This window comes from Oceanicola sp. 22II-s10i (assembly GCF_002210105.1).
Taxonomy (GTDB): domain Bacteria; phylum Pseudomonadota; class Alphaproteobacteria; order Rhodobacterales; family Rhodobacteraceae; genus Pseudooceanicola.
Genome location: NZ_AQQU01000010.1, coordinates 88,529 through 111,993, shown reverse-complemented (window position 1 = coordinate 111,993; position 23,465 = coordinate 88,529). Strand labels below are relative to the sequence as shown.

Genomic DNA, 23,465 nt, shown 5'->3' with positions numbered 1-23,465 from the left:
AACCGACATGACGATGTTACTGGGACTCGCACTCGTTTTCGGGCTGGTCTTCGGGGGCTTCATGCTCTCGGGCGGCAAGATGGATATCGTGATCCACGCGCTTCCGTTCGAAGGCATGATGATCGGCGGGGCCGCCATCGGCGCCTTCGTGATCGCCAACTCCATGTCCGTCATCAAGGGCGCGGCCAAGGGCGTCATCAAGGTGATGAAGGGGCCCAAGTGGAAGGCCAAGGATTACACCGACCTGCTGAACCTGATGTACGAGCTCACGCGCATCTACAAGGCCAAGGGCATCCTGGCGCTGGACAGCCACATCGAAAGCCCCAAGGAATCCGAGATTTTCCAGCGTTATCCGCGCATTGCCCATGACCATTTCGCGCAGGACCTGATCCGCGACAGTTTCCGCATGCTGTCGATGCAGTTCGACGACAAATACGCGACCGAAGATGTCCTGAACCGCAAGATCAAGAAGCACCACCATGAATCGCTCGAAGCGGCCCATGCGATCCAGGTGATGGCCGACGGCCTCCCCGCGATCGGGATCGTCGCGGCCGTTCTGGGCGTGATCAAGACCATGTCTTCGGTCGATCAGCCGCCCGAGATCCTCGGCAAGATGATCGGCGGCGCACTGGTCGGCACCTTCCTCGGGGTGTTCATCGCCTATTGTATGGTCGCCCCGATCTCGGGCCGGCTGACCCAGATCGAGGAGGAAGACGCCGCCTTCTACAACATCATCCGTGATATTTTTGTCGCGATGGTGTCGGATTTCCCGCCCTCGATCTGCGTGGAAATCGGCCGCGGCAATATCCCGACCCGGATGCAGCCCGACTTCTACACGGTGGAGGCCGCGCAGAAAGAGCTGCCGGCCGCATGAGGACGCGCGCCGCCCTCACCCTGCTGGCCGCGCCGGTTCTGGCCGCGGCCGCCGTCGCGGCGACGCCCTCGGCCCCCGAACCCGCAGACGACGGCAAGGAGGTCACCTCGGCCGCCGTGGCGGGCCGGTTCCACGTCATGCCGGCCACGGGCTACGGCTACCCTCTCGACGTGCTGGCACGGGTCCGCGCCAAGCTGAAGGGCGAGAACAAGCTGCCGGTCGATCCCGACGCGGCGGCGAAGGCGGACAAGGGCAATGGCCACTGACGCCGACCGGAGGCGGATCCGGGCGCTGGACATCATGGAACGCGTCAAGCGGCTGGAGACCGAGGAAAAGGCCCGCGCCGCCGGTCAGATTCGCGGCAAGATGACCCAGCTCGAGGCCGAGAAAGAGACCCTGATACAGCGGATTTCGGGTGAGTCACATGTCGAAGGCGTCGAAGGCGCCATCTACCTGGGCCGCTTCATCCGCTCGATCCGGGCCGAGATCGAACGCATTTCCTCCGAGATGGCGACCCTGCGCCCCGGCCTGAACAAGGCCGAGGATGCGCTGCGTTCGGCGCTTGCGGAACAGAAAACCTATGAAATTCTGCGCCTTAGCCGCATGGCCGAGCTGCGCCATGCCGAGAAGAAGCGTGAGGCCGCCGAAATGGACGAGGTCGCGCGCCAGCGGTGGAAGGGCTAGTCGATCGCGGCGCATTAGTGTCTGATTGCAACGCGCCCTACCAGATGTGGCAGATTCCCCTTGCCCGAATCTGCAAAGCGCGGCATTCAATTACGGAGAAAAGCCAATAAAACGACATAAAGCGTAACAAACGCTTTGGGCAAGAGGGCAGAAGGCCATGGGCCGAAACGCACGCATCGACCTTCTGGTCGGCGATCATGCATCCCGTCTGTCGGAACGACTGCAGGCGCACCGGGAACAGCTGTTCCCCCCGAACGCGCGGAAGGAACTGCGCAAATTCACCAGTGGCGAGGTCGCGAACCTGCTGGGCGTCAAGGACGCCTATCTGCGCAAGCTGCACCTCGAGGGCAAGGGCCCCGAGGTCGAGACCAAGAACGGTCGCCGCTACTACGAATTCGCCGATATCGCCGCGCTGCGCCAGTTGCTGGAAAAAGGCACTAAAACGCCGGGAACCTACCTGCCCGGCCGCCGCAAGGGCGACCATCTGCAGGTGATCACGGTCATCAACTTCAAGGGCGGCAGCGGCAAGACCACGACCGCTGCGCACCTCGCGCAGAAGGCCGCGCTGGACGGCTATCGCGTGCTGGCCATTGACCTCGACCCGCAGGCCAGCCTCTCGGCGCTGCACGGGTTCCAGCCGGAATTCGACCTGCTGGATGGCGGCACGCTCTACGACGCGATCCGCTACGACGATCCGGTCGCGCTCAAGGACATCGTGCAGAAGACCTATTTCCACGGTCTCGATATCGTGCCCGGCAACCTCGACCTGATGGAGTTCGAACACGAAACCCCCCGCGCGCTGGCCGAACGGTCCGGCAACCTCTTCTTTACCAGGGTTGGGGACAAGCTGGCCGAAGTCGAAGGCGATTACGACCTCGTGGTCATGGATTGTCCCCCGCAACTGGGCTTCCTGACCATGTCGGCGCTTTCGGCGGCCACCGCCGTTCTGGTGACGGTCCATCCGCAGATGCTGGACGTGATGTCCATGTGCCAGTTCCTGCTGATGACCTCGAACCTCCTCGGCGTCGTGGCCGAGGCTGGCGGCGACATGGGGTATGACTGGATGCGCTACGTGGTGACGAGATACGAGCCCGGCGACGGGCCACAGAACCAGATGGTGAGCTTCATGCGCTCCATGTTCGGGGAATATGTCCTGAACCATCCGGTCCTGAAATCGACGGCGATTTCCGACGCCGGAATCACGAAACAGACTCTGTACGAGGTGGAAAAGAGCCAGTTCACCCGCACGACCTATGAACGGGCGATGGAAAGCCTGAACGCAGTGAACGGCGAGATACTGGACCTTGTGCAGCAGGCGTGGGGACGCTGACATGGCACGCAAGAACCTGCTTTCCGGTCTGATGGAGGGGCAGGACGCGCCCCGCAAGGAGGCCGAGGCCCCTGCCCCGCGCCCGACCTACACCAAGGGCGCGATCGGCGCCGTCAGCCAGTCCATCGCCCAGCTGAAAAGCCGCGCGATGGTCGAGGTGCATGCCGACATGATCGACGATGCCGGCTTCAAGGACCGGCTGGGCGAGGATCCCGAGGACTTCGAGCGGCTGAAGGACTCGCTGGCGACCTATGGCCAGCAGGTGCCTGTGCTGCTGCGCTTCGATCCGAACACCGAAGGCCGCTACCAGGTCGTCTATGGCCGCCGCCGTGTCGCCGCGCTCAAGGCGCTGAAGCAGCCGGTCAAGGCGATGATCCGCGACATCAACGACCGCGACCTGATCGTCGCGCAGGGGCAGGAAAACAGCCAGCGCCGCGATCTGACCTTTATCGAAAAGGCCAACTTCGCCCGCCAGATGGTCGAGGCGAGTTTCGAGCGCAAGGTCGTCTGCGACGCGCTGAACATCGACAAGACGCTCATTTCCCGGATGCTGGCGGTGGCCGAGGCCGTCCCGGTCAAGCTGATGCGCGCCATCGGGCCCGCGCCCTCCGCCGGACGTGACCGCTGGATGAAACTGGCCGAGCATATGCCGCAGTTCACCGACCTCGTGCCCGAGATCGCGCGCGGTCTGGACGCCGACACCTCGGACGCCCGGTTCGAACAGGCCTTTGCCATCATCACCGCGAAACCCGCCGCCCCCCCTGCCCCGAAAAAGCAGCCGAGGGAGCTGAAGGCGGGCGACACCGTCGTGGCGCGGGCGAAGAAGGCCGGGAAAAGGACGACGCTGACCTTCGACGCCGACGAAAGCGGCGGGTTCGAGGACTGGCTGATCGAGAACATCGCAGAGATTCACCGCGACTGGAAAAAGGCGCGCGGCGAATAGGCCCGGTGGGGCCGAGGGAGCAGCAGCAGACAGGAGGACCGACAGAGGCAGAGCACAAGAAAAAGCCCCCCAGGACATGACATCCCGAGAGGCCTGTTCGTTTTCGCACTTCGAATCTAGCCGCTCAAGTTGACAGCTGTCAACGCCGGTCACCGTCCGGCGGGCCGAAAAGTTTTGCCCGGTATCATCACGATGACGACAGTGACAACGACGCCCTTCGGGCGGCGGCCGGTGACGGCTGGTCAGGTGAAACTGACCGCCCTTGCCGCACGCCCCGCCCCCTGCCCCGGCGTGGACAAATGGCAGGTTCTCGACGATCTCACCACCGCCGCCAGCGCCTTTGGCCTCGGCCACCGGACGCTCTCGGTCCTGCAGGTCCTGCTGAGCTTTCACCGCGAGCGTGAACTGACCGACGGCGCTTCGCTGATCGTCTTCGCCTCGAACGCGCGGCTGTCGGAACGGGCCCACGGGATGCCGGACAGCACGCTCCGCCGCCACCTCGCCGCATTGGTGGAGGCCGGGATGATCGCCCGCCACGACAGCCCGAACGGCAAGCGCTATGCCCGCACCGGATCGGGTGGCGAGGTCGTGCGTGCCTTCGGCTTCGACCTGAGGCCGCTGCTGGTGCGCTCGGCCGAGATCGCGCGTGAGGCGCGGCAGGTGGAGGCCGTGGCCGCCCGCTGTGTCCTGCTGCGCGAGGAGGTCATCCTGCTGCTGCGCGATGCCGAGAAGCTGGCCGAGTTCGCCGGTAGCGACGCACTGTTCGATGCCAGCCGGCTGATCCGTCGCGACCTGCGGCGCAGGCTGGACGAGGTTGACCTGATCGGGCTGCGCGACCGGCTGAGGGCGCTTGTGGAGCGTGTCACGGACGAGGTCCGGCCCGAGGTGGACAAGCCTGTCGAGACGATCGAACTGAGCGCCTGTGACAGCGAAAATGAGCGGCACAAACAGGACTCAGACAAAACCCTTATTGAATCTGAAAGGCCGCTGGATATCGACCTGCGAGGCGTGCTGAACGCCTGCCCCGATGTCCTGCCCTACGCGGTAAGGCCGGTCAGAAGCTGGGAGGACTTCACGCGGTTGATGGCGGGGCTTGCGCCCATGTCCGGCGTGGATGTTGCAACTTGGCGGGAGGCGTGTCGGCTCATGGGGCCCGTCGGCGCCTCTGTCACTGTCGCGGCCATCGTGCAGAGAATTGGGGCGATACGGTCGCCGGGGGCTTACCTGAGGACGCTGGCGCGGAAGGCGGGCGAGGGCGGGTTTTCACCGGAAACGCTGGTGCGATCCATGCAGGCGCGGTCGGCGTGAAAGTTGACAGCTGTCAACTCGGGGTGGCCGGGGCCGGTGGAAAGCGCGGGGCAGGGAGCCCAGGCGGGGCAAAGTTGACAGCTGTCAACTCGCCCCACCGGTCACTCGGCTGGCGGAATATCGACCTTGATCCCCGCACCCGTCAGGCACTGGTGAATCCCGAGGAAACTTTCCCCCGAAGGCGAGGCCTCGCGCTTGCCCTGCGTCAGGAAGGTATCGGCGGGGCCGTTGAACCGGATCGCGCTGTCCACCTCGGCATCCGTCCCTTCGCGATAGGCACCAATGCGGATCAGTTCTTCCATATCGGTGTAGCGGGCGATTGCGCGGCGGGCGGCGCGGTAGACCGAATACTCCGCCGGGGAATGGCAGTCCGGCAGCATCCGAGACACCGAGCGCAGCAGGTTCACCGCCGGGAAGCGTCCGGTTTCGGCAATCCGCCGGTCCAGCACGATGTGCCCGTCCATGATCCCGCGCACTGCGTCGGCGATCGGGTCGTCCATGTCATCGCCATCGACCAGCACCGTGTAGAGCGCGGTGATGTCGCCGTTCTCGGCCGTCCCCGGCCCGGCGCGTTCCATCATCCGCGGCAGCTCGGCAAAGATCGTCGGCGGATAGCCCTTGGCGGTCGGCGGCTCGCCCCCGGCCAGCCCGATCTCGCGCTGCGCCATGGCGAAACGGGTCACGCTGTCGATCAGCAGCAGCACCTGCTTGCCCTGATCGCGGAAATACTCTGCCACGGCGGTCGCGGTCCAGGCGGCCTGCCGGCGCATCAGCGGCGGTTCGTCCCCGGTCGAGACGATGACAACGGAGCGCGCCAGCCCGTCCTCGCCCAGATCGTCCTGCAGGAAGTCCTGCACCTCGCGTCCGCGTTCACCGACGAGGCCGACGACGATCACGTCCGCCTGCGCGTTCCGGGCGAGCATGGACATCAGCGTCGATTTCCCGACGCCTGATCCGGCAAAGACCCCCATCCGCTGGCCCTGGCAGATCGGGGTGAACACGTCCATCACCTTGACCCCGGTGTCCAGCCGTTCGCCGACCCGGCGCCGCTGGAACGCGGGCGGGGGCGCGGCGCGCAGGCTGTGCGGGGTCGGCCCCTCGGGCAGCTTACCGAGGCCATCGAGCGGACGGCCAAGCGCATCCATCACCCGCCCGATCCAGGCGTCATCGGGTCTGATTTCGTCGCCTGCCTGGGTCACGACCACGGCATCGCCGGTCATGATCCCCTCCCACGAACCGTAGGGCAGCAGGCGCGTCCCGGCTTCGTCGATCCCCACCACTTCGGCCAGCACGGGGCCCTTGCGCCCCTGCACCACGCAGCGCGACCCGATCCCGACGGCGCGTTCCAGCCCCGCGACGGTCAACACCAGACCGAGCGCGGCCCGCACCTGACCCGTCACATGGGTGCGTTCAAGGTTGCGGGTGGCGCTTGCAAGTTCCGAAAAAGCGGTATGCATGGATACTATCCATTGTGTTATCCGATTTATTCATGCTATCCTTGTTCGCATCAAAAGGAAACCTGCAATGAAACTTGATGGAATGTCATTTTTTAGTTTGGCTTCCCAGCGGATGCGCTGGCTGGGGACCCGGCAGGCTGTCATCACGCAGAACATCGCGAACGCCGACACGCCGGGGTTCAAGGCCAAGGATGTCTCGGGCTTTGATGAAATGTTGGGCGGTGCCCGCAGCACCGCGTCGAGCGGGCTGAGGACGACCGATGCCCGGCACATGACCGGCGCCGGCGGGACCTCCGCGCCGAATGGTATCCGGGTGCAGGAAACGGAAAGCTGGGAGCAGAGCCTCGACGGCAACACCGTCGCGCTCGAGGAACAGTCGATCACGGCGGTCGAGGTTTCGGAAAGCTACCGCATGGCCGCGGCGCTGTATCGCAAGGGTCACGACCTGCTGACGCTGGCCGTGACCGGGGTCCGGTAAGGGGCGCGCGTCATGGATAATTTGAACAGCATTCTTTCCATCGCCGCCAGCGGGATGCGGGCGCAGGGCGAGCGGCTCAAGGTGGTGTCGGAAAACGTGGCCAACTCGGCCTCGACCGGGACCGAGCCGGGGCAGGAGCCCTATCGCCGCAAGGTGATTTCCTTCGAAGAGATGATCGACCGCGAAAGCGGCGCGTCGATGGTGCGTGTGGCGGATATTTCCCGCGACGATGCCGAGTTCGAACTGCGCTACGACCCCGGCCACCCGGCCGCGGACGAGCTGGGGTTCATCAAGGTGTCGAACGTCCAGACCATTCTGGAAATGAGCAACATGCGCGAGGCCTCGCGCAGCTACGAAGCCAATCTGAACATGTTTGAAGCCGGGCGGCGGATGCGGACGCAGCTGCTCGACCTTTTGAAATAGGATTTTGAGCCATGTCTGAAACATCCACACTGATTTCCAACTCTGCCGTCAGCGGCGCCTACCGCAGCTCGCGCGACATGCAGGTCAACCTGCCCGCACCGGAACTGCCGGTGCAGGAGCGGACGTCCTCGTTCGCCGACATGATCAAGGATGCCGGCGCCGAGGCGGTCCAGACGATCCGGCAGGCCGAGCAGGTGACCCAGGCCGGGATGCGCGGCGATATCGAGACGCAGACGGTGGTCGAGGCGACGCTGGAACTGGACACGACCGTCAAGGTCGCCGTCACGGTCCGGGACAAGCTGGTCGAGGCCTACCAGGAAATCATGAGAATGCCGATCTGAGGACGGCAAGGGTGCAGCAGTGACCGAAGCGGATACCTATTCGATCCTGTCTGAATCCTTCCAGACGGTGCTGTTCGCGGCCGGGCCGATCATGGCGATCGCGCTCGTCGTCGGGCTGTTCATCGCGTTCTTCCAGGCCCTGACGCAGGTGCAGGAGATGACCCTGACCTTCGTGCCCAAGATCGTGGCGATCTTCGTGGGGCTGCTGATCTTCCTCCCGTTCATGTATGCGACCGTCAAGGGTCTGTCGGACACCGTGTTCGACCTGATCGTCAGCGGGGGCACATGATGCGGAGTTTCGCCGTATCCGTGACTGTTCTGCTGCTGGCGGGGCAGGGGGCCCTTGCCGACTGGCGGGGCTTTTACACGCCCTCCGCCCGGCCCGAGCCGGCGGCGCGCGCCGTCGCCGCGACGGACCCGCGGGGCATCTGCCTGAACGAGATCCTGCGCGCGCAGCTGCGCCACCAGATCCCCGGCAACCTGCTGCTCGGTATCGGGTTGCAGGAGGCGGGGATGATGAAGGACGGCGATCTGACCGTCTGGCCATGGGTCGCCAATGCCGAGGGCGACGGCCGCTATTTCGGCGGCCCCGGCGAGGCGATGGAATGGGTGCAGGACCGCCTGTCCTCGGGCATCGCCTCGGTCGACGTGGGCTGCATGCAGATCAACCTGCGCTGGCACCCCGACGCCTTCGACACGCTGGCCGAGGGGTTCGATCCGGCGCGCAACGTGGATTATGCCGCGCGGCTGCTGGTTTCGCTCTATCGCGACACCGGGGACTGGGTGGCCGCCGCCGGGCGCTATCACTCGGCGACGCAGGAATACCAGAAGATCTACCTCGACCGCCTGCGCACCAACGTGGGCATCGCCAACGAGCGGCTGGAAGAGTTCCGCATGATGGCCTCGGCCGCCGCCGGGGCAGGGCAGGGCGCGCCCGCCCCCATCCCGCGCGAACCGCTGCCGCAGGGCCATTTCTGGACCGCATGGCTGGCCGGGCCGGACGGCGGCGCGGGGCAGGGGGCGCGCAGCCTCTATGCCCGCGGCACGCTGGAACCGGTGCTGCCCGCCTTCCGCAGGATGTTCTAGGCGATGGCGGACCAGACCACCAACACCACGGGCCTGCCGAACTGGCTGGCGCATGGCTTTGCCAACCGGGACGTCGGCTTTGCCATCGGCGTGACGTTGGTTCTGGCGGTGCTGTTCGTGCCGCTGCCGCCGATGATCCTCGACTTCGGCCTGGCCGTGTCCCTGTCGGTCTCGGTGCTGATCCTGATGGTCGCGCTGTGGATCCCCAGACCGCTGGAGTTCAACTCCTTCCCGACGCTGCTGCTGGTCGTGACCATGCTGCGGCTGTCGCTGAACGTCGCCTCGACCCGCCTGATCCTGTCCGAAGGCCACACCGGCACCCATGCGGCCGGCGGCGTGATCGAAGGCTTTTCGCGGTTCATGGTGTCCGGCAGTTTCGTCATCGGGATCGTCGTCTTCATCATCCTCGTGGTCATCAACTTCATCGTGATCACCAAGGGGTCGACCCGGATCGCCGAGGTTTCGGCCCGCTTCTCGCTCGACTCCATGCCCGGCAAGCAGATGGCGATCGACGCCGACCTCGGCGCGGGCCTGATCGACGAGGAACAGGCCCGCAAGCGCCGCAAGGAGCTGGAGGACGAAAGCGGGTTCTTCGGCGCGATGGACGGTGCGTCCAAGTTCGTGCGCGGCGACGCGGTGGCGGGCATCATCATCACCCTGATCAACGTGATCGGCGGCATCCTGATCGGCATCATGCAGCACGGTCTGACCGTGGGGCAGGCGGCGAACAACTACACCGTCCTGACCATCGGCGACGGTCTGGTCAGCCAGATCCCCGCGCTGATCGTGTCGATGGCCGCGGGCCTGATCGTGACCAAGGGCGGGACCGAGGGCGCGGCGAACGAGGCGGTCCTCGGCCAGCTGTCGAAGTTCCCCAAGGCGCTCTACATGGCCGCCGCGCTGCTGTTCGGGATCGGCCTGCTGCCGGGCTTCCCGGCGCTGCTGTTCGGCTTCATGTCGCTGCTGATGGTCGGTCTGGGCCGGGTGATGCAGAAACAGGCGCAGGCCAGTGCCCGCAACGCCGCGCGGGCCGAGGCGGCCAAGGCGAATGCCGAGGCGAACGCGCCCAAGGACAACGTCAAGGACACGCTCAAGCTCGACGATCTCAAGCTGGAGCTGGGCGAGGCGCTGGTCCCGCTGATCGAGAACCCGGACACCGCGCTGGCCGGCAAGATCAAGAGCCTGCGCAACCTCTTTGCCCGCGAATTCGGCTTTGTCCTGCCCTCCGTCCGGATCAAGGACGAGGCGATCCTGCCCGCCCGGACCTACGCCCTGCGGGTGCAGGGGGTCGAGGTCGCGCGCGGCGAGGTGCGGCCGATGCAGATGATGATCGTGAACCCCGGCGACGTCTCGATTCCGGGCGAACGGGCCAAGGATCCGACCTTCGGGCTGGACGCGCTCTGGGTCGATCCGCGCTTTGTCGCGCAGGCCGAGGCGCAGGGGCTGACGGTGGTGGACCCGGAAAGCGTCATCACCACGCACCTGACCGAGGTGGTCAAGGAACACCTGCCCGAGCTGATGACCTACGGCGCCGCGCAGGCGCTGATCGAGGGCATGGACCGCGAATACCAGAAGCTGGCCAACGAGATCCCCGGCAATGCCCCCATCGTGCTGATCCAGCACGTCCTGCAGGCGCTGCTGGCCGAGCGGGTTTCGATCCGCAACCTGCCCCTGATCGTCGAGGCCATCGCCGAGGCCAAGCGCAGCACGTCGAACGTGATGATGATCACCGAAACGGTGCGGCGGCGGCTGTCCAACCAGATCTGCAAGAGCCTGGTCGATCACACCGGTTTCGTCAGCGTCATCACCATGTCCGGGTCGTGGGAAAAGGAGTTCCTCGACGCGCTGCGGGTGACAGGGGACGAGCGCAACTTCGTCATGTCGCCGCAGCGGGTGCAGGAATTCGTGCTGGAGGCGCGCAAGGCGATCCAGACCTTTGCCGAGCGGGACGAATGGCCCGCCCTGCTGGTCAGCCCCGAGGTCCGGAGTTTCGTCCGGTCGATGCTGGAACGGGTCAGCCCGATGACGGTCGTGCTGTCGCACAGCGAGATCCACCGCAAGGTGTCGCTGCGCACCGTCGCGACGATCGGGGCCTGAGGTGAACATCGCGCCGCTCCTGACCGCCGAGTTCCTGGGCGCGGCGCTCGTCTTTGCGCGGATCGGCGGGATACTGATGTTCATCCCGGCCTTCGGCGAGGCCTTCATCCCCGTCCGCCACCGGCTGGCCATGGCCATCGTGCTGGCGCTGGTGATCTACGCGACGGGCGTGCAGGGGCCGATCCGGTTCGACACCTTCGGCCAGCTGGCCGGCGCGCTGGCGATCGAGGTGACCATCGGGGTCTGGATCGGCATGGTCGGGCGCATCCTGCTGACCGGGCTGCAGTTCGCCGGCTACCAGGTCGGCCTGATTTCGTCCCTGTCCAACGCCTTCGCGCCTTCGATGGGGTCGTTCCAGGGCTCGACCCTGATCTCGACCGGGCTGATGCTGGGGGGCGTGGCGGTGATATTCGCCACCGACCTGCACCACGTCATCATCGGGGCGATGGCGATGTCCTACCAGATCTTCCCGGCCGGGGCGCTCATGCCCGGCGACCTGTCCCAGCAGATCGTCCGCGCCACCGGCCAGAGCTTCTACCTCGGAATGTCCATCGCCGCGCCGTTCTACGTGATGGGCATCCTGCTGAACCTCGGGCTGGGCCTGACCAACAGGATGATGCCGAACCTGCCGGTGTTCTTCGTCGCGGGGCCGGTGCTGATCGTTTCGGGGCTGATCGTGCTGACGATCGCCAGCCCCTACATGCTGCGCGAATTCGCCGAAAGGTTCGGCGAATGGCTCGGCCTGCTGACCTTCTAGGGGGGCGGTATGGCCGAGGGCGACAGCGATCTCGAAAAGACCGAAGAACCAACCCCGCGGCGCCTTCAGAAGGCGCGCGAGAAGGGCGACGTTCCGTCATCGCGGGAAGCGGGGAACCTCACCTCGATCCTGTCGCTTTTCGTCATCACGGCCTTCCTGCTGCCGGTGATCGCGCCGCCGATGGCCGCCGCCATGCGCGGCGTGTTCGAGACCGCGGGGACCGTGACCATCGGCGAGGATCTGCAGGGCATCGCGGATGCGGGCGGCGTGGTCGGCGCGCTGGCGCGGGGCGTCGGGACGTCGATGGTGCCGGTCATGGTCATCATGATCCTCGCCGCGCTGGCGGGCGTGGCGCTGCAGGGCCCCACGGTCGTCGCGGCCGAGCGGCTGAAGCCCAAGCTGAACAAGATTTCCCCCATGTCGGGCCTGAAAAGGCTCTTTTCCCTGAACAACCTGATCGAGTTCCTGAAGAGCCTCGTGAAGGTGCTGGTGGTGGGCTCCATCGCGCTCTGGGTGACGTTCCAGGCGGTGTCCGAGCTGTGGCAGGTGCAGGGCGTCGTGCCCGAGGCGGTGCCGGGTATCGCACGGCAACACGCCATGCGCATCCTCGTCGTGGTGCTGGTGCTGGTCGCCGTGGTCGCCATCGGGGACGCGGTGTGGAAGCGGATCGAGTGGCGCAAGAAGCAGCGGATGACGCGGCAGGACGTCCGGGACGAGATGAAGGACAGCGAAGGCGATCCGCACATCCGCGCCAAGCGGGCGCAGCAGCGCCGCGAACGGTCACAGCAGCGGGTCGCGCAGGCGGTGCCGCGCGCCACGGTGATCCTGACCAACCCGACCCATTTCGCCGTCGCGCTGAAATACGAACAGGGCATCGACGACGCGCCGGTCTGCGTCGCCAAGGGGGCCGACCTGATGGCCGCCCAGATCCGGCGTCTGGGGCGCGACAACGCGGTGCCGATCGTGGAAAACCGCCCGCTGGCCCGCGCGCTGTTCGACGTGGCCGAGATCGACCGCACCATCCCGGTCGAACACTGGGAGGCCGTCGCCGCGATCATCGCCTATGTCATGGACATGCAGCGCAACATCCGCCGCACCCCGCCCGAAGGCTCAGCCCTGCGCGAAGAAGATTGACGTTTTGGCAAACCTTGCCATGTTAGAGGTCAGGAGGCCCCGGACATGAGCACCATGAACATCTCGCTGCCGCAACAGATGAAGGACTGGGTCGAGGCGCAGACGCAGGACGGCCGCTATGCGAACTCCAGCGACTATGTCCGCGACCTGATCCGCCGCGATCAGGACCGCGCCGCCACGCGGGCGTGGCTGCAGCAGGCGGTGGACGAAGGGATCGCCAGCGGCCCGCCCGAGGCGTTCGATCCTGAACAGTTCCTCGCCGAGATGCTGGAGCGGCACAAGGACAGCGCGTGACCGGCTACCGGTTTCGTCCGCAGGCCCGCCGCGACCTGACCGCGATCTTCGACCGGGGCGTCGCGCAATGGGGGCGGGCACAGGCGGTGCGGTATCAGACCGACCTGATCGCCAAGATCGAGCTACTGGCCGAGTTCCCGAACATCAGCCGGCGGCTGGACTGGGTGCACCCCGTGGTCAGGGTACATCCGCACGGGGCGCATATCATCGTCATCCGGGACGACGAGACGGCATTCCTCGACATCCTGCGGATCATTCACGCGCGACAGAACCTGCTGGACGAGATTGAGGGGAACCCGTCGGGCCTGTAGCTGGTGTCCAGCTGCGGGTCGTTCTGGCGATGCCATGACTATCGACCGATAGGCGAACTCAGCTGGCGCCGCGAGGCGTGCCTGACATTGGACAGACTTAAGACATCGCCCCGTCCGCCATGCTTGCCGGAGGCCGCACGCGTGACGAGGGAGTGATGCAGGTGCGGTAGCTTATAGCCCTGCCGCCTTTGTCAGGTTCACCCTGAACCTGTCGCGGTGGCGCTGGTAGCGGCGGGTCATCTCGGCGGAGGCGTGGCCGAGATGCCGCTGGACGTGGCGCTCGTCCACCTCGGCCGAGGAGGCGAGGCCGGCGCGCAGGGAATGGCCGGAATAGAGCCTGTTCCGCTCGGCGTCGGTCAGATCGGGACGCAGGCCCGCCGCCTTGACGCACTGCTTGATCAGGCGGGCGACATGGCGGTCGTTCAGCCGCGGCCCGGAGGCGCGGCTGCCATCGCGGGAGGTGGCGACGAAGACCGGGCCAAAGTCGATCCGCGCGAAGTGCAGCCACTGTTCGAGGGCATGGACCGGGCAGCTCACCTCCGACGAGCCACGGCCGACCTCGACCTCGCGCCAGCCGGTCTTGGCATCGAGGGTCAGCACGGCGCCTTCGGGAAGGATGTCGATCCAGCCGCGGCTGTCGGGAGTGTCGTCGCGGTGCACGTCGAGCCCGGTGATCTCGGACCGCCTGAGCCCGCCCGCATAGCCGAGAAGCAGGATCGCGCGGTCGCGGATCCCGCGCAGGTCAAAGGGCAGCGTGGCCACCATGGCGCGGATGTCACCGGGCAGGAGCGCATCCTTGCGGCGGGGCGGGCGGGCGTGGCGGCGCCGGATCCCGGCCAGCACGGCGGCGATGTGGCGGTCCTTGCGGTCGAGGGAAAGGCCGCGCTGCGCGTAGTTCCAGACGAGGCCCGACAACCGGCGTTCGATCGTCGTGACCGAGAGGGCAGGGGCGTGGCCCGCGCCAGAGGCGAGATCGGCGAGGTAGAGCCCGATCATCTCGGGTGAGGGCGGCAGGGGGGCGGCGCCCTTCATCCGGCACCAGCGGGTGAACTGCGCCCAGTCCGCTGCATAGGCCTGCAGCGTGTTCTCCGAGGCCGCGGCGCGGGCATAATCGCGGGCGGTGTCGACCAGCCGGTCGAGGGTGCCGGAGCCCGCGACATGAGAGGGCAGGGTCAACGCCTCGGTGCCGGGGCGATCGCTCTCGTCGCCCTCGCTGTGCGACGACCCGTGTGGCGGCTCTGAACTCGGTTTCTCGGGAATTTCCGGCATGTCGGGGAGGATATTCCCCAATGTCCGATAATGCAAACTTATTGGACATGATATGACACTGCAAGGCGGGGCGGTTCTTGTGCTATTATCTGGTGGAAAGCGCCGCGATGATATAGGCTTCAGGCATGACATTTGCCCGGCACGATCCCGTCAGCGACACGGACAGGCTAGCCCGGATGCCCGCGTGGGTCACCTCCGCATGTCCCGAAACCCCTGAAGATGTGGCGTTTTTGTCGGGTGCCGCGTTGCACCACCTGCATCTTGTGTTGGACCGCGATGACCTCCCCCAAGCCTTGCTGCGGGACCGGCGCGCGCTTCGCGCGGCGGAGGCCTGCATCGGGTTTTCCGGACGGCCGGAACGGGCAGGGGACCTGCGCGACGCGGTCCACCTTCTGCGCCCCGGCGATCTGCCCGGCCCGGCTGGAGACATCTACCTGTCCTGGCAGCGTGCGGCGGAGCGGCCGGTGTCGGTCAAGACCCTGGGCCGGGCCTTGCCGGGCCTCGATCCGGGCCGGATCGCCGCCTGGCTCGAGGCGGGGACAGGGGCGCCGGTGACCCGTGCCGCTATGGTGCTGGAGGCGGTTCTGACCGACGTGCCGCGTGGCGAAGTCCCCGCGCTGATCCTCGCGGACGCGGCCCTGGCGCAGGCCCTCGGATGGGTTCACCTCCTGCCGCTGCTGGCCACAGGGCTGACGCGCGCCGACCTGCGCAGGCAAGGCGGCGACCTTCGCCTGGCCTGTCATCGCGCGCTCGTCTCCCCGGCGGTCGAGACCACGCGCCTGGCCGCCGACCTCGCGCGCCGGGCGGCGCATCTGGCAGCGGTGGCCCCGAAGCTGCGGGCGAAGGGGGCGGGCGACGCGGTCGCGATGTTCCTGGCCCAAGACGCTGTCGCGCCTTCGGCCCTGCCCATGCCGGACCGCGCCGCGCGGCGGCTCTGCGACCGGCTGGTCGACCTCGGCGCCGTCCGTGAACTGACCGGCCGCGACACCTTCCGGCTCTACGGGGTCTGAGCGATGGCGAAGGACAGATCGGAGCCAGACCTCGACCGCGAGCTGGCCGACCTGCCGCCGGACCTGCGCTGGCGCGACTGGATGCGCCGGATCGAGGCGGTGCTCTTTGCCTCCGCCGCGCCGGTCGCCCGCGAGGACCTTGCGCGGGTCGTGGGGCAGGGGGCCTCGGTCGACCTGCTGGTCGCGGACCTCGCCGCCGATCTGGAGGGGCGGGCCTTCGAGATCGTTCAGGTCGCGGGTGGCTGGATGTTCCGGACACGGACCGCCTATGCGCCCGCGATCCGCGCCGCCGCGGATGTCGGGGACCAGGTGCCGGCCCTGAGTGAATTCGACGTCGCGGTCCTGGCCGCCATCGCCTACCGCCAGCCGATCACCCGCGACGGGCTGAAGGACATCTTCGGGCGTGAGATCAGCCGCGACCTGATCGGGCGACTGCACGCGCGCGGCCTGATCGGCACCGGGCCCCGGTCCCCTCGACGCGGCGCGCCCTATACGTTCGTCACCACCGAGCAGTTCCTCGTCGCCTTCGGGCTGGAAAGCCTTGGCGACCTGCCGGATCGGGAGCAGATGGAGGATGCGGGCATATAGCCTGTCCGCAAGGGCCAACCGCTCCGGGCCACTTGCCGCAAACGGCCCGATGGACATCGAGTCCGGTTGCCTCGATACTCGGGCCTCCGAGAAGGCGGCCGGGTGAGCATGTTAAATCAGGAAGATTTGCGGTTCGATACGGGCCAGCGCGACGGCGATACGGTCGGTGAAATCGCGTATCGGCGTATCCGTTCGCATATCGTCAACGGTCATCTGAAACCGGGCGCCAAGCTGAAGCTTGACCACATGAAGCAGGTCTATGACGCCAGCGTCACGACACTGCGGGAAATTCTCAACCGTCTCGCGGTGGAAGAGCTTGTGGCGGCCGAAGGACAGCGCGGGTTCCGGGTCGCGGGTGTGAGCGACGATGAACTGGCCGCGCTGGCCGAGTTGCGGATCTTGCTCGAAACGCATGCATTGCGGCTTTCGATCGCACGGGGCGACCTCGACTGGGAGGCGCGGGTCGTGGCGGCGCATTACAAGCTCTCGGTGCTGGAAGCGCGGCTGATGACGAAGGAGCCCGCAACCGTGGAGCAATGGGTCGCCTCGGACTGGGGGTTCCACTACGCCACGATCTCGGCCTGCGATCTGCCGGTGCTGGCACGCACCCACGCCTCCGTCTTCGACCGTTTCGCGCGGTACCACATGCTGACGCTGGACTTCCGGGGCAAACCCGCAGCCGATGAACACGCGGAATTGCGGGACCTTGTCATCGGCCGCAGGGCGGACGCCGCCGTCGACCTATTGTCCCGCCACATCCGCAGCGGGGTCCGGCACATCATGTCTTCGGGCGGGTTCGGCTGATCCGGGACCTCAGCCGCGGGCCCATTCGGCCAGCTTCCGGATCGCGAAGTCGTAGCCGCGGATCCCGAACCCCTCGATCTTGGCCGAGGCGGCCTTGGACGGGTAGGACAGGTGCCGCCATTCGTCACGCCGGAACAGCGGCGAGATATGCACCTCGATGATCGGGCGATCGTAGATCAGCAGGCTGTCGAGGATCGCGATAGATGTCGAGGTGAAGCCGGCCGGGTTGATCAGCAGCCCGGCGGTGGTGCTGCGGCCCTGCTTGATCCACTTCATGATCTCGGCCTCGCTGTCGCTCTGGCGGAAGTCGATCCCGACCCCTTCGTCCTGCGCGACCCGCTGGCAGAGCGCCTCGACATCGGCCAGCGTGTCGTAGCCGTAAACCTCGGGCTGGCGGGTGCCGAGCATGTCGAGGTTGGGTCCGTTGATGATGAGGATGGTGTCGGTCATCTGTTTCTCCAGAAAGTCATCCGCCGTAGCCGTAAAGGCGCGGCAACCACAGCACGAGGTCCGGCAGGAAGGTGATGATGGCCAGCCCGGCGATCATGATCGCGAGGAAGGGCAGCAGGTGGCGGATCGTCTCGCGGATCGGCGCGCGGGTGATCGAGGTCACGACGAAAAGCAGCAGGCCATAGGGCGGCGTCGCCAGCCCGATCATCGTGTTGACCACGACGATCACCCCGAAATGCACCGGGTCCACCCCAAGTGCGACGGCAGTCGGCAGGAAGATCGGCACGATCACCAGCAGGATGGCGTTGGCCTCCAGCAGGCAGCCCAGGACCAGCAGCATCGCGTTGACCATCAGCAGGAACTGGATGCGGGTCAGCTCGGTCTCGCCCAGGGCGCCGCGGATCACGTTGGGCACCTGCTCGATGGTCACGACGTAGTTGAAGGCCAGTGCCCCCGCGATCAGGAAGCCGACGGCCGCGGTGGACTTGGCGCTCTGGCGGACGGTTTCATAGGCCAGCCGCAGCGATACCGATCGGTAGAAGACGGTCGAGACGAGGAAGGCGTAAAGCGCGGCCAGCGCGGCGGCCTCGGTCGGGGTGGTGATGCCGCCGTAGATGCCGACCAGCAGGATGACCGGCATCAGCAGGGCCGGCACGGCGCGCAGGGTGATCCGCGGCAGCTCGCGCAGCGGCACGGCCTCTTCGACCGGGTAGTCGTGGATCCGGGCCTGCCAGGCGTTCATCGCCATGAGGAGCACGCCGAGGATCAGGCCCGGCACCACCCCGCCCAGGAACAGGAAGCCGATCGAGGTGTCCGAGACCAGCGCGAACAGCACCATCGGGATCGACGGCGGGATGATCGGTCCGATGATCGCCGAGGCTGCGGTGATGGCTCCGGCATAGGCGCCGGGATACTTGCCGTCCTTGGTCATCAGGTTGATGATGATCCGCCCCATGCCGACCGCATCCGCGATGGCCGACCCGGACATCCCCGAGAAGATCAGCGAGGAGACCACGTTCACATGCCCCAGCCCGCCGCGGAACCGGCCGACGAGGGCACGGCAGAAGTCCAGCAGCCGGTCCGAGAGCGAGCCGACGTTCATCAGGTCGGCGGCGAAGATGAAGAGCGGAATCGCCAGCAGCACGTAGGAGCCGTAGAGCCCGGTCAACATCTGCTCGAAGGCGATGGACATATCCTGCCCCTGCATCAGCAGATAGAAGACCGACGAGGCCAGCATGGCATGGCCGATCGGCAGGCCGATCAGGGCAGAGAGGATGATGAGGGCGACGGCAACGCCGAATTCCCCGCTCATTCCGAGAGGTCCTTGCGGCCGATGTCCTCGATGGAACTCAGGCCCGTCTCCCGCCCCGTGACGGCCTGCCAGAAGATCCACAGGTAGCGCAGGATGGTCACGACCGAGAAGATCAGCGCGATCGAATAGACCCAGTTGAACCGGATATCGAGGTAGGAGGTTTTCTGGATCTTCATGAAGGTGACGAAGTCCCAGAGCGCCGGCAGCGACCATGCGTAGATGCCGACCAGCAGGACCGAGAAGACCACCCGGCACCACCGGCGCACCTCGGGCGAGACGCTGCCATAGACGATGTCAAACCGGATTTCGTCGCGTTCCTCGGCCGAAACCGACTGGCCCCAGAGCAGGATCCAGAGCCAGGCGATGACGCAGACCTCGACCGTCCAGCCCACGGGGCTGTTCATCACGTAGCGCATGAAGACCTGAATGATGAAACATATGAACATCGCCGTCAGCAGCAGCGCGGGAACGGCATCTGCCACGGCGCGCGCGATGCGGATCGGTCTTGAAGTGGATGTGATCATGGCCGTCTTTCGATACGCCGGGCCCGGCGGGTTCGCGGGCCCGGCGTCGGTCCGGAAACGGTATTACTTGGCGAGTGCGTTGATGCGATCGATCATGCCGTCCGGCCAGCTCGCTGCAAATTCCGATTCGAGATACTTCTTCTGCGCATAGTCGCGGAAGGCGATCCGGTCGGGTTCATAGACCTTCAGGCCTTCGTCCTTGAAGAACTGGACCAGCTCGACCTCACGATCAAGGTGCCGCTGCGTGGACTTTGCGATGGCCGTATCGACCGCGGACTGGAGGGTTTCCTTCTGCGCGTCCGAGAACTCGTCCCAGAGCTTCTGTGAAATGGCCAGCACGTCGAAGCCGATCAGGTGCCCGGTCAGGACGATCTGGCTCGTCACCTCGTAGAACTTCATGTTGTAGTCGTTGGGCAGCGGGTTGTCCTGCCCGTCGATCGCGCCGGTCTGCAGCGCCGTGTAGACCTCGGCATAGGCCAGCGGTGTCGGGTTCGCGCCAATCGCCTCACCCAGGAACTGCCAGGCGTCGCCACCGGGCATCCGCATGGTGATACCGTTCAGGTCCTCGGGCTTCATCACCTCTTTCTCGGGGGCGAGGTTCACCTGACGCGTGCCGAAATAGACCGGGGCGAGGACATGGATGCCGGCCTCGGCCGCCATCGCCTTGAGTTCCTCCCCGACTTCGCTCTCGAAGGTCGCCTTGAGATGGGCGGCATCGCTGAAGAGATAGGCCGAGGTCACGATGGACCATGCGGGGATCTGCTCTGCAATGGTCTGGGGGGCGATCAGGCCCATTTCCAGGTTGCCGCGCTGGATCGAGGTCATCTCGGACCCCTGTGCGACGAGCGTTGCGCCGTTGAACACCTGCATGTCGAAGGTGTCGGAGACGGCGCTGGCGATTTCCGCGAAGGCCTCGGCCCGGATGTCATTCTCGGACACGACCGAGGACAGGCGCAGCGTCGGCTTGTCCTGGGCGATACCGAGGCCCGGCAGCGCAACGGCAGTTGTGGCAGCAAGGGCAACCGCGAGGGCGGTGCGGCGGTTGAGATGTGTCATAAGTTTCCTCCCTTTGACGTGTTCACCAATACATGGCGTTCTTCATTTTTTGTATGATAAAACATATTCCATCATACGCTTCAGGCGTTCTGTCAGGTTGCCGGCATCCCCTTTGTCCGCTGGAACCGCTTCTGTGCGGCAATGCGGAACGGTGCATTCGGTGCTCCGTAACCGTCATAGGCGCCGCGTCGCTCGACAATTTCGAAGAACAGCTGTCCCGCGAATGGTCGCGAGTAGAGCTGAAAGAATTCCCCTTTGTCGTCAGCATCATAGAGGATGTTCTCGGCCCTCATCCGCGCCAGCGTTTCGGGCTCGATGTCGAACCGAGCCGCAAGGTCGTCGAAGTAGTTCGGAGACATCTCCAGCACCTCGAACCCGCGTTCGCGCAGCATGGCGGCGGTCGCAAAGATGTCGTCGGTGGACAGCGCGATATGCTGGACGGACCCCCCGAACCCCTCCGCCAGGAAGGATCCGGCGATCGTCCGGTGGGTTTCCGCGCCGTTCAGCGTGATGCGGAACGCCCCCGAGGGCGTGGCGATGGCGCGGCTCCGGACCAGTCCGTCCGGATCGACGACATCGACCATGGGCGCTTTCACCATGTCGAACAGCGTCGTGTAGAACAGCGACCAGGACAGCATTTCGTCATAGGTCATGGTCTGGGCGATGTGGTCGATCCGGGTCAGGCCAGCGCCCGTGTTCAGGCCCTCTTCGGGCAGGAATTCCACGTCCCAGACCGCCGACAGCGCACCGTCGTCGATGAAGTGCATGACGCTGCCGCCCAGACCGCGGATGGCCGGGATCGGCAATTCGCCGGGGCCGAGCGGCTGCGAGAAAGGCTTTGCCCCAAGTGCCGTCGCGCGCGTCACTGTGTCCCGCGCGGACCCGACATAGAGTCCGATGTCGCAGACCGTCGTGCCCCGCGCGTTCCAGGCCGTGCTGGCATGACCCTCGTTCTCGGCGTTCAGCACGATCCGGATGTCGCCCTGCTGCCAGAGCGTCACGGCCTTTGACAGGTGGCGTCCCGCCCGTCGAAACCCGAGGCGCGTCAGCAGTGCCTCGAGCGCCTCCAGCTCAGGCCCCTTCGCGGCGAATTCGACAAAGGCGGTCTGCAGGATGGTCACCGGCTCGGGCAGGGCGGCGAGGTCCGGCACCGCCTCGGGTTCGGCCCGCCGCACGTCGTCCATCAGGGCGATCAGCGACCGGTGCCCGTCCTTCGCGATCGTTGCCGGAGACCCGCCGCGGAACTGGTCGTTGAAGATCTCCAGACTGATCGGCCCGGCATAGCCCGTCGCCATCACCGCCCGCATGAAGTCCGTCACGCGCAGATCGCCTTCGCCCGGCATGTTCCGGAAGTGGCGCGACCAGTAGAGCAGGTCCATGGTGATCTGCGGCGCGTCCGCCAGCTGCACGAAGAAAATCCTGTCGCCGGGGATACGTCGGATCGTCTCGGGGTCGATGCCGCGACCGAGCGTGTGGAAACTGTCGAGGATCAGCCCGACATTCGGATGATCCGCACGTCGCACGATCTCCCATGCGTCGCGGTGGTCATTGACGTAGCGGCCCCAGGCCAGTGCCTCATACCCGATCCGCAGCCCGCGCGCGGCCGCTCGTTCGCCGAGGTCCGCGAAATCCGCCGCGGCCCGATCGATCCCGCCCAGTGCGGCGGGGTGGACCGAGGAACAGACCAGGACGAGATCGCAGCCCAGCTCCTGCATCAGGTCGAACTTCCGCTCCGCCCGGTCGAAGGCCTTGGCCCGCAGGGCGCCGGGCAGACCCTCGAAATCGCGGAACGGCTGGAACAACATCGTTTCAAGCCCCGCATCCCGGATCCGCTGTCCGACCGCGCGGGGGCTGCGGGTGTCGGCGATGAAATCCTGCTCGAATATCTCGATCCCGTCGAAACCGGCGCCGGCAATGGCTTCGATCTTTTCCTCGAGGTTGCCGGAGATGGAGACGGTGGCGATCCCGGTTTTCATCTTCACACCGCCCCCAGCTTGCGAAAGGTCGCGCGCATCCGGTCCGCATCGGCGGGGCGGCCGATGAACAGCTCGAACGCCCGCACGGCCTGAAAGACGGCCATGCCCTCGCCGCTCAGCGTCTGGCAGCCAAGTGTGCGGGCGGCGCGCAGGAAGGCGGTCTCGAGCGGGAAATAGATGATGTCGGCCACCCAGTGCTGCGGGTCGAGCAGCGCGGTATCTATCGGTGTGCCCGGCAGTTTCGCCATGCCGACCGGGGTCGCATTGACGATGCCGCGCACCTCTCCGGCCACCGCGGCCGCGTCGGTTACGGCCTCTGCCACGGGCCCGATTTCCTGCGCCAGCGTCGCCGCGGCTTGCTCACGCACGTCGAGGATCCGCAGCCGACCGACGCCGAGGTCTGCGAGGGCGTGGGCCAGAGCGCCGCCCGCGCCACCGGCCCCGATCAGCAGCACGTCCGAAAGGTCCGCGCCCGGCAGACCGGTCCGGAGGCTTTGCGAAAACCCCCAGAAATCCGTGTTGTGTCCGAACCTTTGCCCATCCCGGAAGACGATCGTGTTGACCGCCCCGATCCGGCGCGCGGCATCGGACAACTGGTGCAGGTGTTCGATGACCGTCTGCTTGTAGGGAAACGTGATGTTCAGCCCGGCAAATCCGGCCGCTTCGGCGCGGTCGATGATCTCGGCCAGCGAGCCTTCGGTCCCGGCATCGGTATCGAGCAGATCGTAGCGGCAGGTCAGCCCCTGCGCCGCGGCCTCGGCCTCGTGCATCGCGGGTGTCCGCGACAAGGCGATGCCACGTCCGACAAGCCCCATGCGCAGGGCCGTATCGCCGGATGCCTTGCCATGTTCCACATGCGCGAGCGGCATGGTCGCGGGCCTCCCCTCCTGCCTTGGCCCTCAAATTGTTCCGCGCGGTACAATTCGTCAAGTGAAATGTACTAACCGGATCATTTGAAT

The 23,465-nt window shown here is 66.1% G+C and carries 27 protein-coding genes; 19 read left to right on the top strand and 8 right to left on the bottom strand.

Annotated features, from left to right (window positions below):
• The first annotated feature begins 7 nt into the window (after nucleotides 1-7).
• The 6 genes from motA (at nucleotide 8) to repC (ending at nucleotide 5,139) form a co-directional block, all read left to right on the top strand.
• Nucleotides 8-874: a flagellar motor stator protein MotA gene (gene motA / locus ATO6_RS20340; protein WP_088625885.1), complete on the top strand. Its 867-nt coding sequence runs from the start codon at nucleotides 8-10 to the stop codon at nucleotides 872-874.
• Nucleotides 871-1,140, top strand: a complete 270-nt coding sequence (locus ATO6_RS20335) for a hypothetical protein (RefSeq protein WP_088625884.1) — start codon at nucleotides 871-873, stop codon at nucleotides 1,138-1,140. Before motA ends, ATO6_RS20335 begins: the two co-directional genes overlap by 4 nt.
• The gene (locus ATO6_RS20330; RefSeq protein WP_088625883.1) at nucleotides 1,130-1,558 is read left to right on the top strand and encodes a flagellar export protein FliJ; all 429 of its coding nucleotides are present in this window, start codon (nucleotides 1,130-1,132) and stop codon (nucleotides 1,556-1,558) included. The genes ATO6_RS20335 and ATO6_RS20330 overlap by 11 nt, the downstream gene beginning before the upstream one ends.
• A 157-nt stretch (nucleotides 1,559-1,715) precedes the next feature.
• Entirely contained in the window at nucleotides 1,716-2,888 is a 1,173-nt protein-coding gene (gene repA, locus ATO6_RS20325) for a plasmid partitioning protein RepA (protein ID WP_088625882.1), read from the top strand.
• A gap of 1 nt (nucleotide 2,889) precedes the next feature.
• Nucleotides 2,890-3,831, top strand: a complete 942-nt coding sequence (repB, locus tag ATO6_RS20320) for a plasmid partitioning protein RepB (protein ID WP_088625881.1) — start codon at nucleotides 2,890-2,892, stop codon at nucleotides 3,829-3,831.
• A 192-nt stretch (nucleotides 3,832-4,023) separates the two neighbouring features.
• Nucleotides 4,024-5,139 (top strand): plasmid replication protein RepC, encoded by a 1,116-nt coding sequence (repC, locus tag ATO6_RS20315; protein WP_141102046.1) that lies wholly within the window; start codon nucleotides 4,024-4,026, stop codon nucleotides 5,137-5,139.
• Nucleotides 5,140-5,240: 101 nt separating this feature from the next.
• Here repC and fliI read toward each other — a convergent pair whose 3' ends face one another.
• On the bottom strand, nucleotides 5,241-6,596 hold the full coding sequence (fliI, locus tag ATO6_RS20310) for a flagellar protein export ATPase FliI (RefSeq protein ID WP_088625879.1): 1,356 nt from the start codon (nucleotides 6,594-6,596) through the stop codon (nucleotides 5,241-5,243).
• Between the two features lie 82 nt (nucleotides 6,597-6,678).
• Here fliI and flgB point away from each other — a divergent pair, with 82 nt between their 5' ends.
• The 10 genes from flgB to ATO6_RS20260 are packed head-to-tail and all read left to right on the top strand — an operon-like array spanning nucleotide 6,679 to nucleotide 13,517.
• Nucleotides 6,679-7,074, top strand: a complete 396-nt coding sequence (flgB, locus tag ATO6_RS20305) for a flagellar basal body rod protein FlgB (RefSeq protein WP_254919220.1) — start codon at nucleotides 6,679-6,681, stop codon at nucleotides 7,072-7,074.
• Nucleotides 7,075-7,086: 12 nt separating this feature from the next.
• Nucleotides 7,087-7,497, top strand: a complete 411-nt coding sequence (flgC, locus tag ATO6_RS20300) for a flagellar basal body rod protein FlgC (protein ID WP_088625877.1) — start codon at nucleotides 7,087-7,089, stop codon at nucleotides 7,495-7,497.
• A gap of 11 nt (nucleotides 7,498-7,508) precedes the next feature.
• Nucleotides 7,509-7,838, top strand: a complete 330-nt coding sequence (locus ATO6_RS20295; RefSeq protein WP_088625876.1) for a flagellar hook-basal body complex protein FliE — start codon at nucleotides 7,509-7,511, stop codon at nucleotides 7,836-7,838.
• 19 nt (nucleotides 7,839-7,857) lie between these two features.
• Nucleotides 7,858-8,127 (top strand): flagellar biosynthetic protein FliQ, encoded by a 270-nt coding sequence (locus ATO6_RS20290; protein WP_088625875.1) that lies wholly within the window; start codon nucleotides 7,858-7,860, stop codon nucleotides 8,125-8,127.
• Nucleotides 8,124-8,924 (top strand): hypothetical protein, encoded by an 801-nt coding sequence (locus ATO6_RS20285; protein ID WP_088625874.1) that lies wholly within the window; start codon nucleotides 8,124-8,126, stop codon nucleotides 8,922-8,924. Before ATO6_RS20290 ends, ATO6_RS20285 begins: the two co-directional genes overlap by 4 nt.
• A gap of 3 nt (nucleotides 8,925-8,927) precedes the next feature.
• Nucleotides 8,928-11,021, top strand: coding sequence for a flagellar biosynthesis protein FlhA (flhA, locus tag ATO6_RS20280; protein WP_088625873.1), 2,094 nt, complete (start codon nucleotides 8,928-8,930; stop codon nucleotides 11,019-11,021).
• 1 nt (nucleotide 11,022) lies between these two features.
• A complete protein-coding gene (locus ATO6_RS20275; protein ID WP_088625872.1) occupies nucleotides 11,023-11,778 on the top strand; it encodes a flagellar biosynthetic protein FliR in 756 nt (251 codons plus the stop codon).
• Nucleotides 11,779-11,787: 9 nt separating this feature from the next.
• Complete coding sequence (gene flhB / locus ATO6_RS20270; protein ID WP_088625871.1) at nucleotides 11,788-12,912, top strand: flagellar biosynthesis protein FlhB; 1,125 nt, start codon at nucleotides 11,788-11,790, stop codon at nucleotides 12,910-12,912.
• Nucleotides 12,913-12,957: 45 nt separating this feature from the next.
• Nucleotides 12,958-13,206, top strand: coding sequence for a type II toxin-antitoxin system ParD family antitoxin (locus ATO6_RS20265; protein ID WP_088625870.1), 249 nt, complete (start codon nucleotides 12,958-12,960; stop codon nucleotides 13,204-13,206).
• Complete coding sequence (locus tag ATO6_RS20260; protein WP_088625869.1) at nucleotides 13,203-13,517, top strand: type II toxin-antitoxin system RelE/ParE family toxin; 315 nt, start codon at nucleotides 13,203-13,205, stop codon at nucleotides 13,515-13,517. Before ATO6_RS20265 ends, ATO6_RS20260 begins: the two co-directional genes overlap by 4 nt.
• Nucleotides 13,518-13,688: 171 nt before the next feature.
• Here ATO6_RS20260 and ATO6_RS20255 read toward each other — a convergent pair whose 3' ends face one another.
• Nucleotides 13,689-14,786 carry a tyrosine-type recombinase/integrase gene (locus ATO6_RS20255; RefSeq protein WP_088625868.1) on the bottom strand — a complete coding sequence of 366 codons (1,098 nt, stop codon included), beginning with the start codon at nucleotides 14,784-14,786 and terminating at the stop codon, nucleotides 13,689-13,691.
• Nucleotides 14,787-14,911: 125 nt separating this feature from the next.
• Here ATO6_RS20255 and ATO6_RS20250 point away from each other — a divergent pair, with 125 nt between their 5' ends.
• The 3 genes from ATO6_RS20250 to ATO6_RS20240 all read left to right on the top strand — a co-directional run bounded on the left by ATO6_RS20250 (nucleotide 14,912) and on the right by ATO6_RS20240 (nucleotide 17,188).
• Nucleotides 14,912-15,796: a DUF1403 family protein gene (locus tag ATO6_RS20250; RefSeq protein WP_088625867.1), complete on the top strand. Its 885-nt coding sequence runs from the start codon at nucleotides 14,912-14,914 to the stop codon at nucleotides 15,794-15,796.
• A 3-nt stretch (nucleotides 15,797-15,799) separates the two neighbouring features.
• Nucleotides 15,800-16,384 carry an SMC-Scp complex subunit ScpB gene (locus ATO6_RS20245; protein ID WP_088625866.1) on the top strand — a complete coding sequence of 195 codons (585 nt, stop codon included), beginning with the start codon at nucleotides 15,800-15,802 and terminating at the stop codon, nucleotides 16,382-16,384.
• A 108-nt stretch (nucleotides 16,385-16,492) separates the two neighbouring features.
• On the top strand, nucleotides 16,493-17,188 hold the full coding sequence (locus tag ATO6_RS20240) for a GntR family transcriptional regulator (RefSeq protein ID WP_088625865.1): 696 nt from the start codon (nucleotides 16,493-16,495) through the stop codon (nucleotides 17,186-17,188).
• 9 nt (nucleotides 17,189-17,197) lie between these two features.
• On the opposite strand, the gene ATO6_RS20235 is transcribed toward ATO6_RS20240, so the two are convergent.
• The 6 genes from ATO6_RS20235 to ATO6_RS20210 all read right to left on the bottom strand — a co-directional run bounded on the left by ATO6_RS20235 (nucleotide 17,198) and on the right by ATO6_RS20210 (nucleotide 23,375).
• Nucleotides 17,198-17,638 (bottom strand): type II 3-dehydroquinate dehydratase, encoded by a 441-nt coding sequence (locus ATO6_RS20235; protein WP_176441034.1) that lies wholly within the window; start codon nucleotides 17,636-17,638, stop codon nucleotides 17,198-17,200.
• Between the two features lie 16 nt (nucleotides 17,639-17,654).
• Entirely contained in the window at nucleotides 17,655-18,950 is a 1,296-nt protein-coding gene (locus ATO6_RS20230; protein WP_088625863.1) for a TRAP transporter large permease, read from the bottom strand.
• Entirely contained in the window at nucleotides 18,947-19,474 is a 528-nt protein-coding gene (locus ATO6_RS20225; RefSeq protein ID WP_088625862.1) for a TRAP transporter small permease, read from the bottom strand. The genes ATO6_RS20230 and ATO6_RS20225 overlap by 4 nt, the downstream gene beginning before the upstream one ends.
• A 63-nt stretch (nucleotides 19,475-19,537) precedes the next feature.
• Nucleotides 19,538-20,530, bottom strand: coding sequence for a TRAP transporter substrate-binding protein DctP (gene dctP / locus ATO6_RS20220; protein ID WP_088625861.1), 993 nt, complete (start codon nucleotides 20,528-20,530; stop codon nucleotides 19,538-19,540).
• A gap of 92 nt (nucleotides 20,531-20,622) precedes the next feature.
• Nucleotides 20,623-22,506 (bottom strand): bifunctional sugar phosphate isomerase/epimerase/4-hydroxyphenylpyruvate dioxygenase family protein, encoded by a 1,884-nt coding sequence (locus ATO6_RS20215; protein ID WP_088625933.1) that lies wholly within the window; start codon nucleotides 22,504-22,506, stop codon nucleotides 20,623-20,625.
• A 2-nt stretch (nucleotides 22,507-22,508) separates the two neighbouring features.
• A complete protein-coding gene (locus ATO6_RS20210; RefSeq protein WP_217899036.1) occupies nucleotides 22,509-23,375 on the bottom strand; it encodes a shikimate dehydrogenase in 867 nt (288 codons plus the stop codon).
• Between the last annotated feature and the right edge of the window lie 90 nt (nucleotides 23,376-23,465).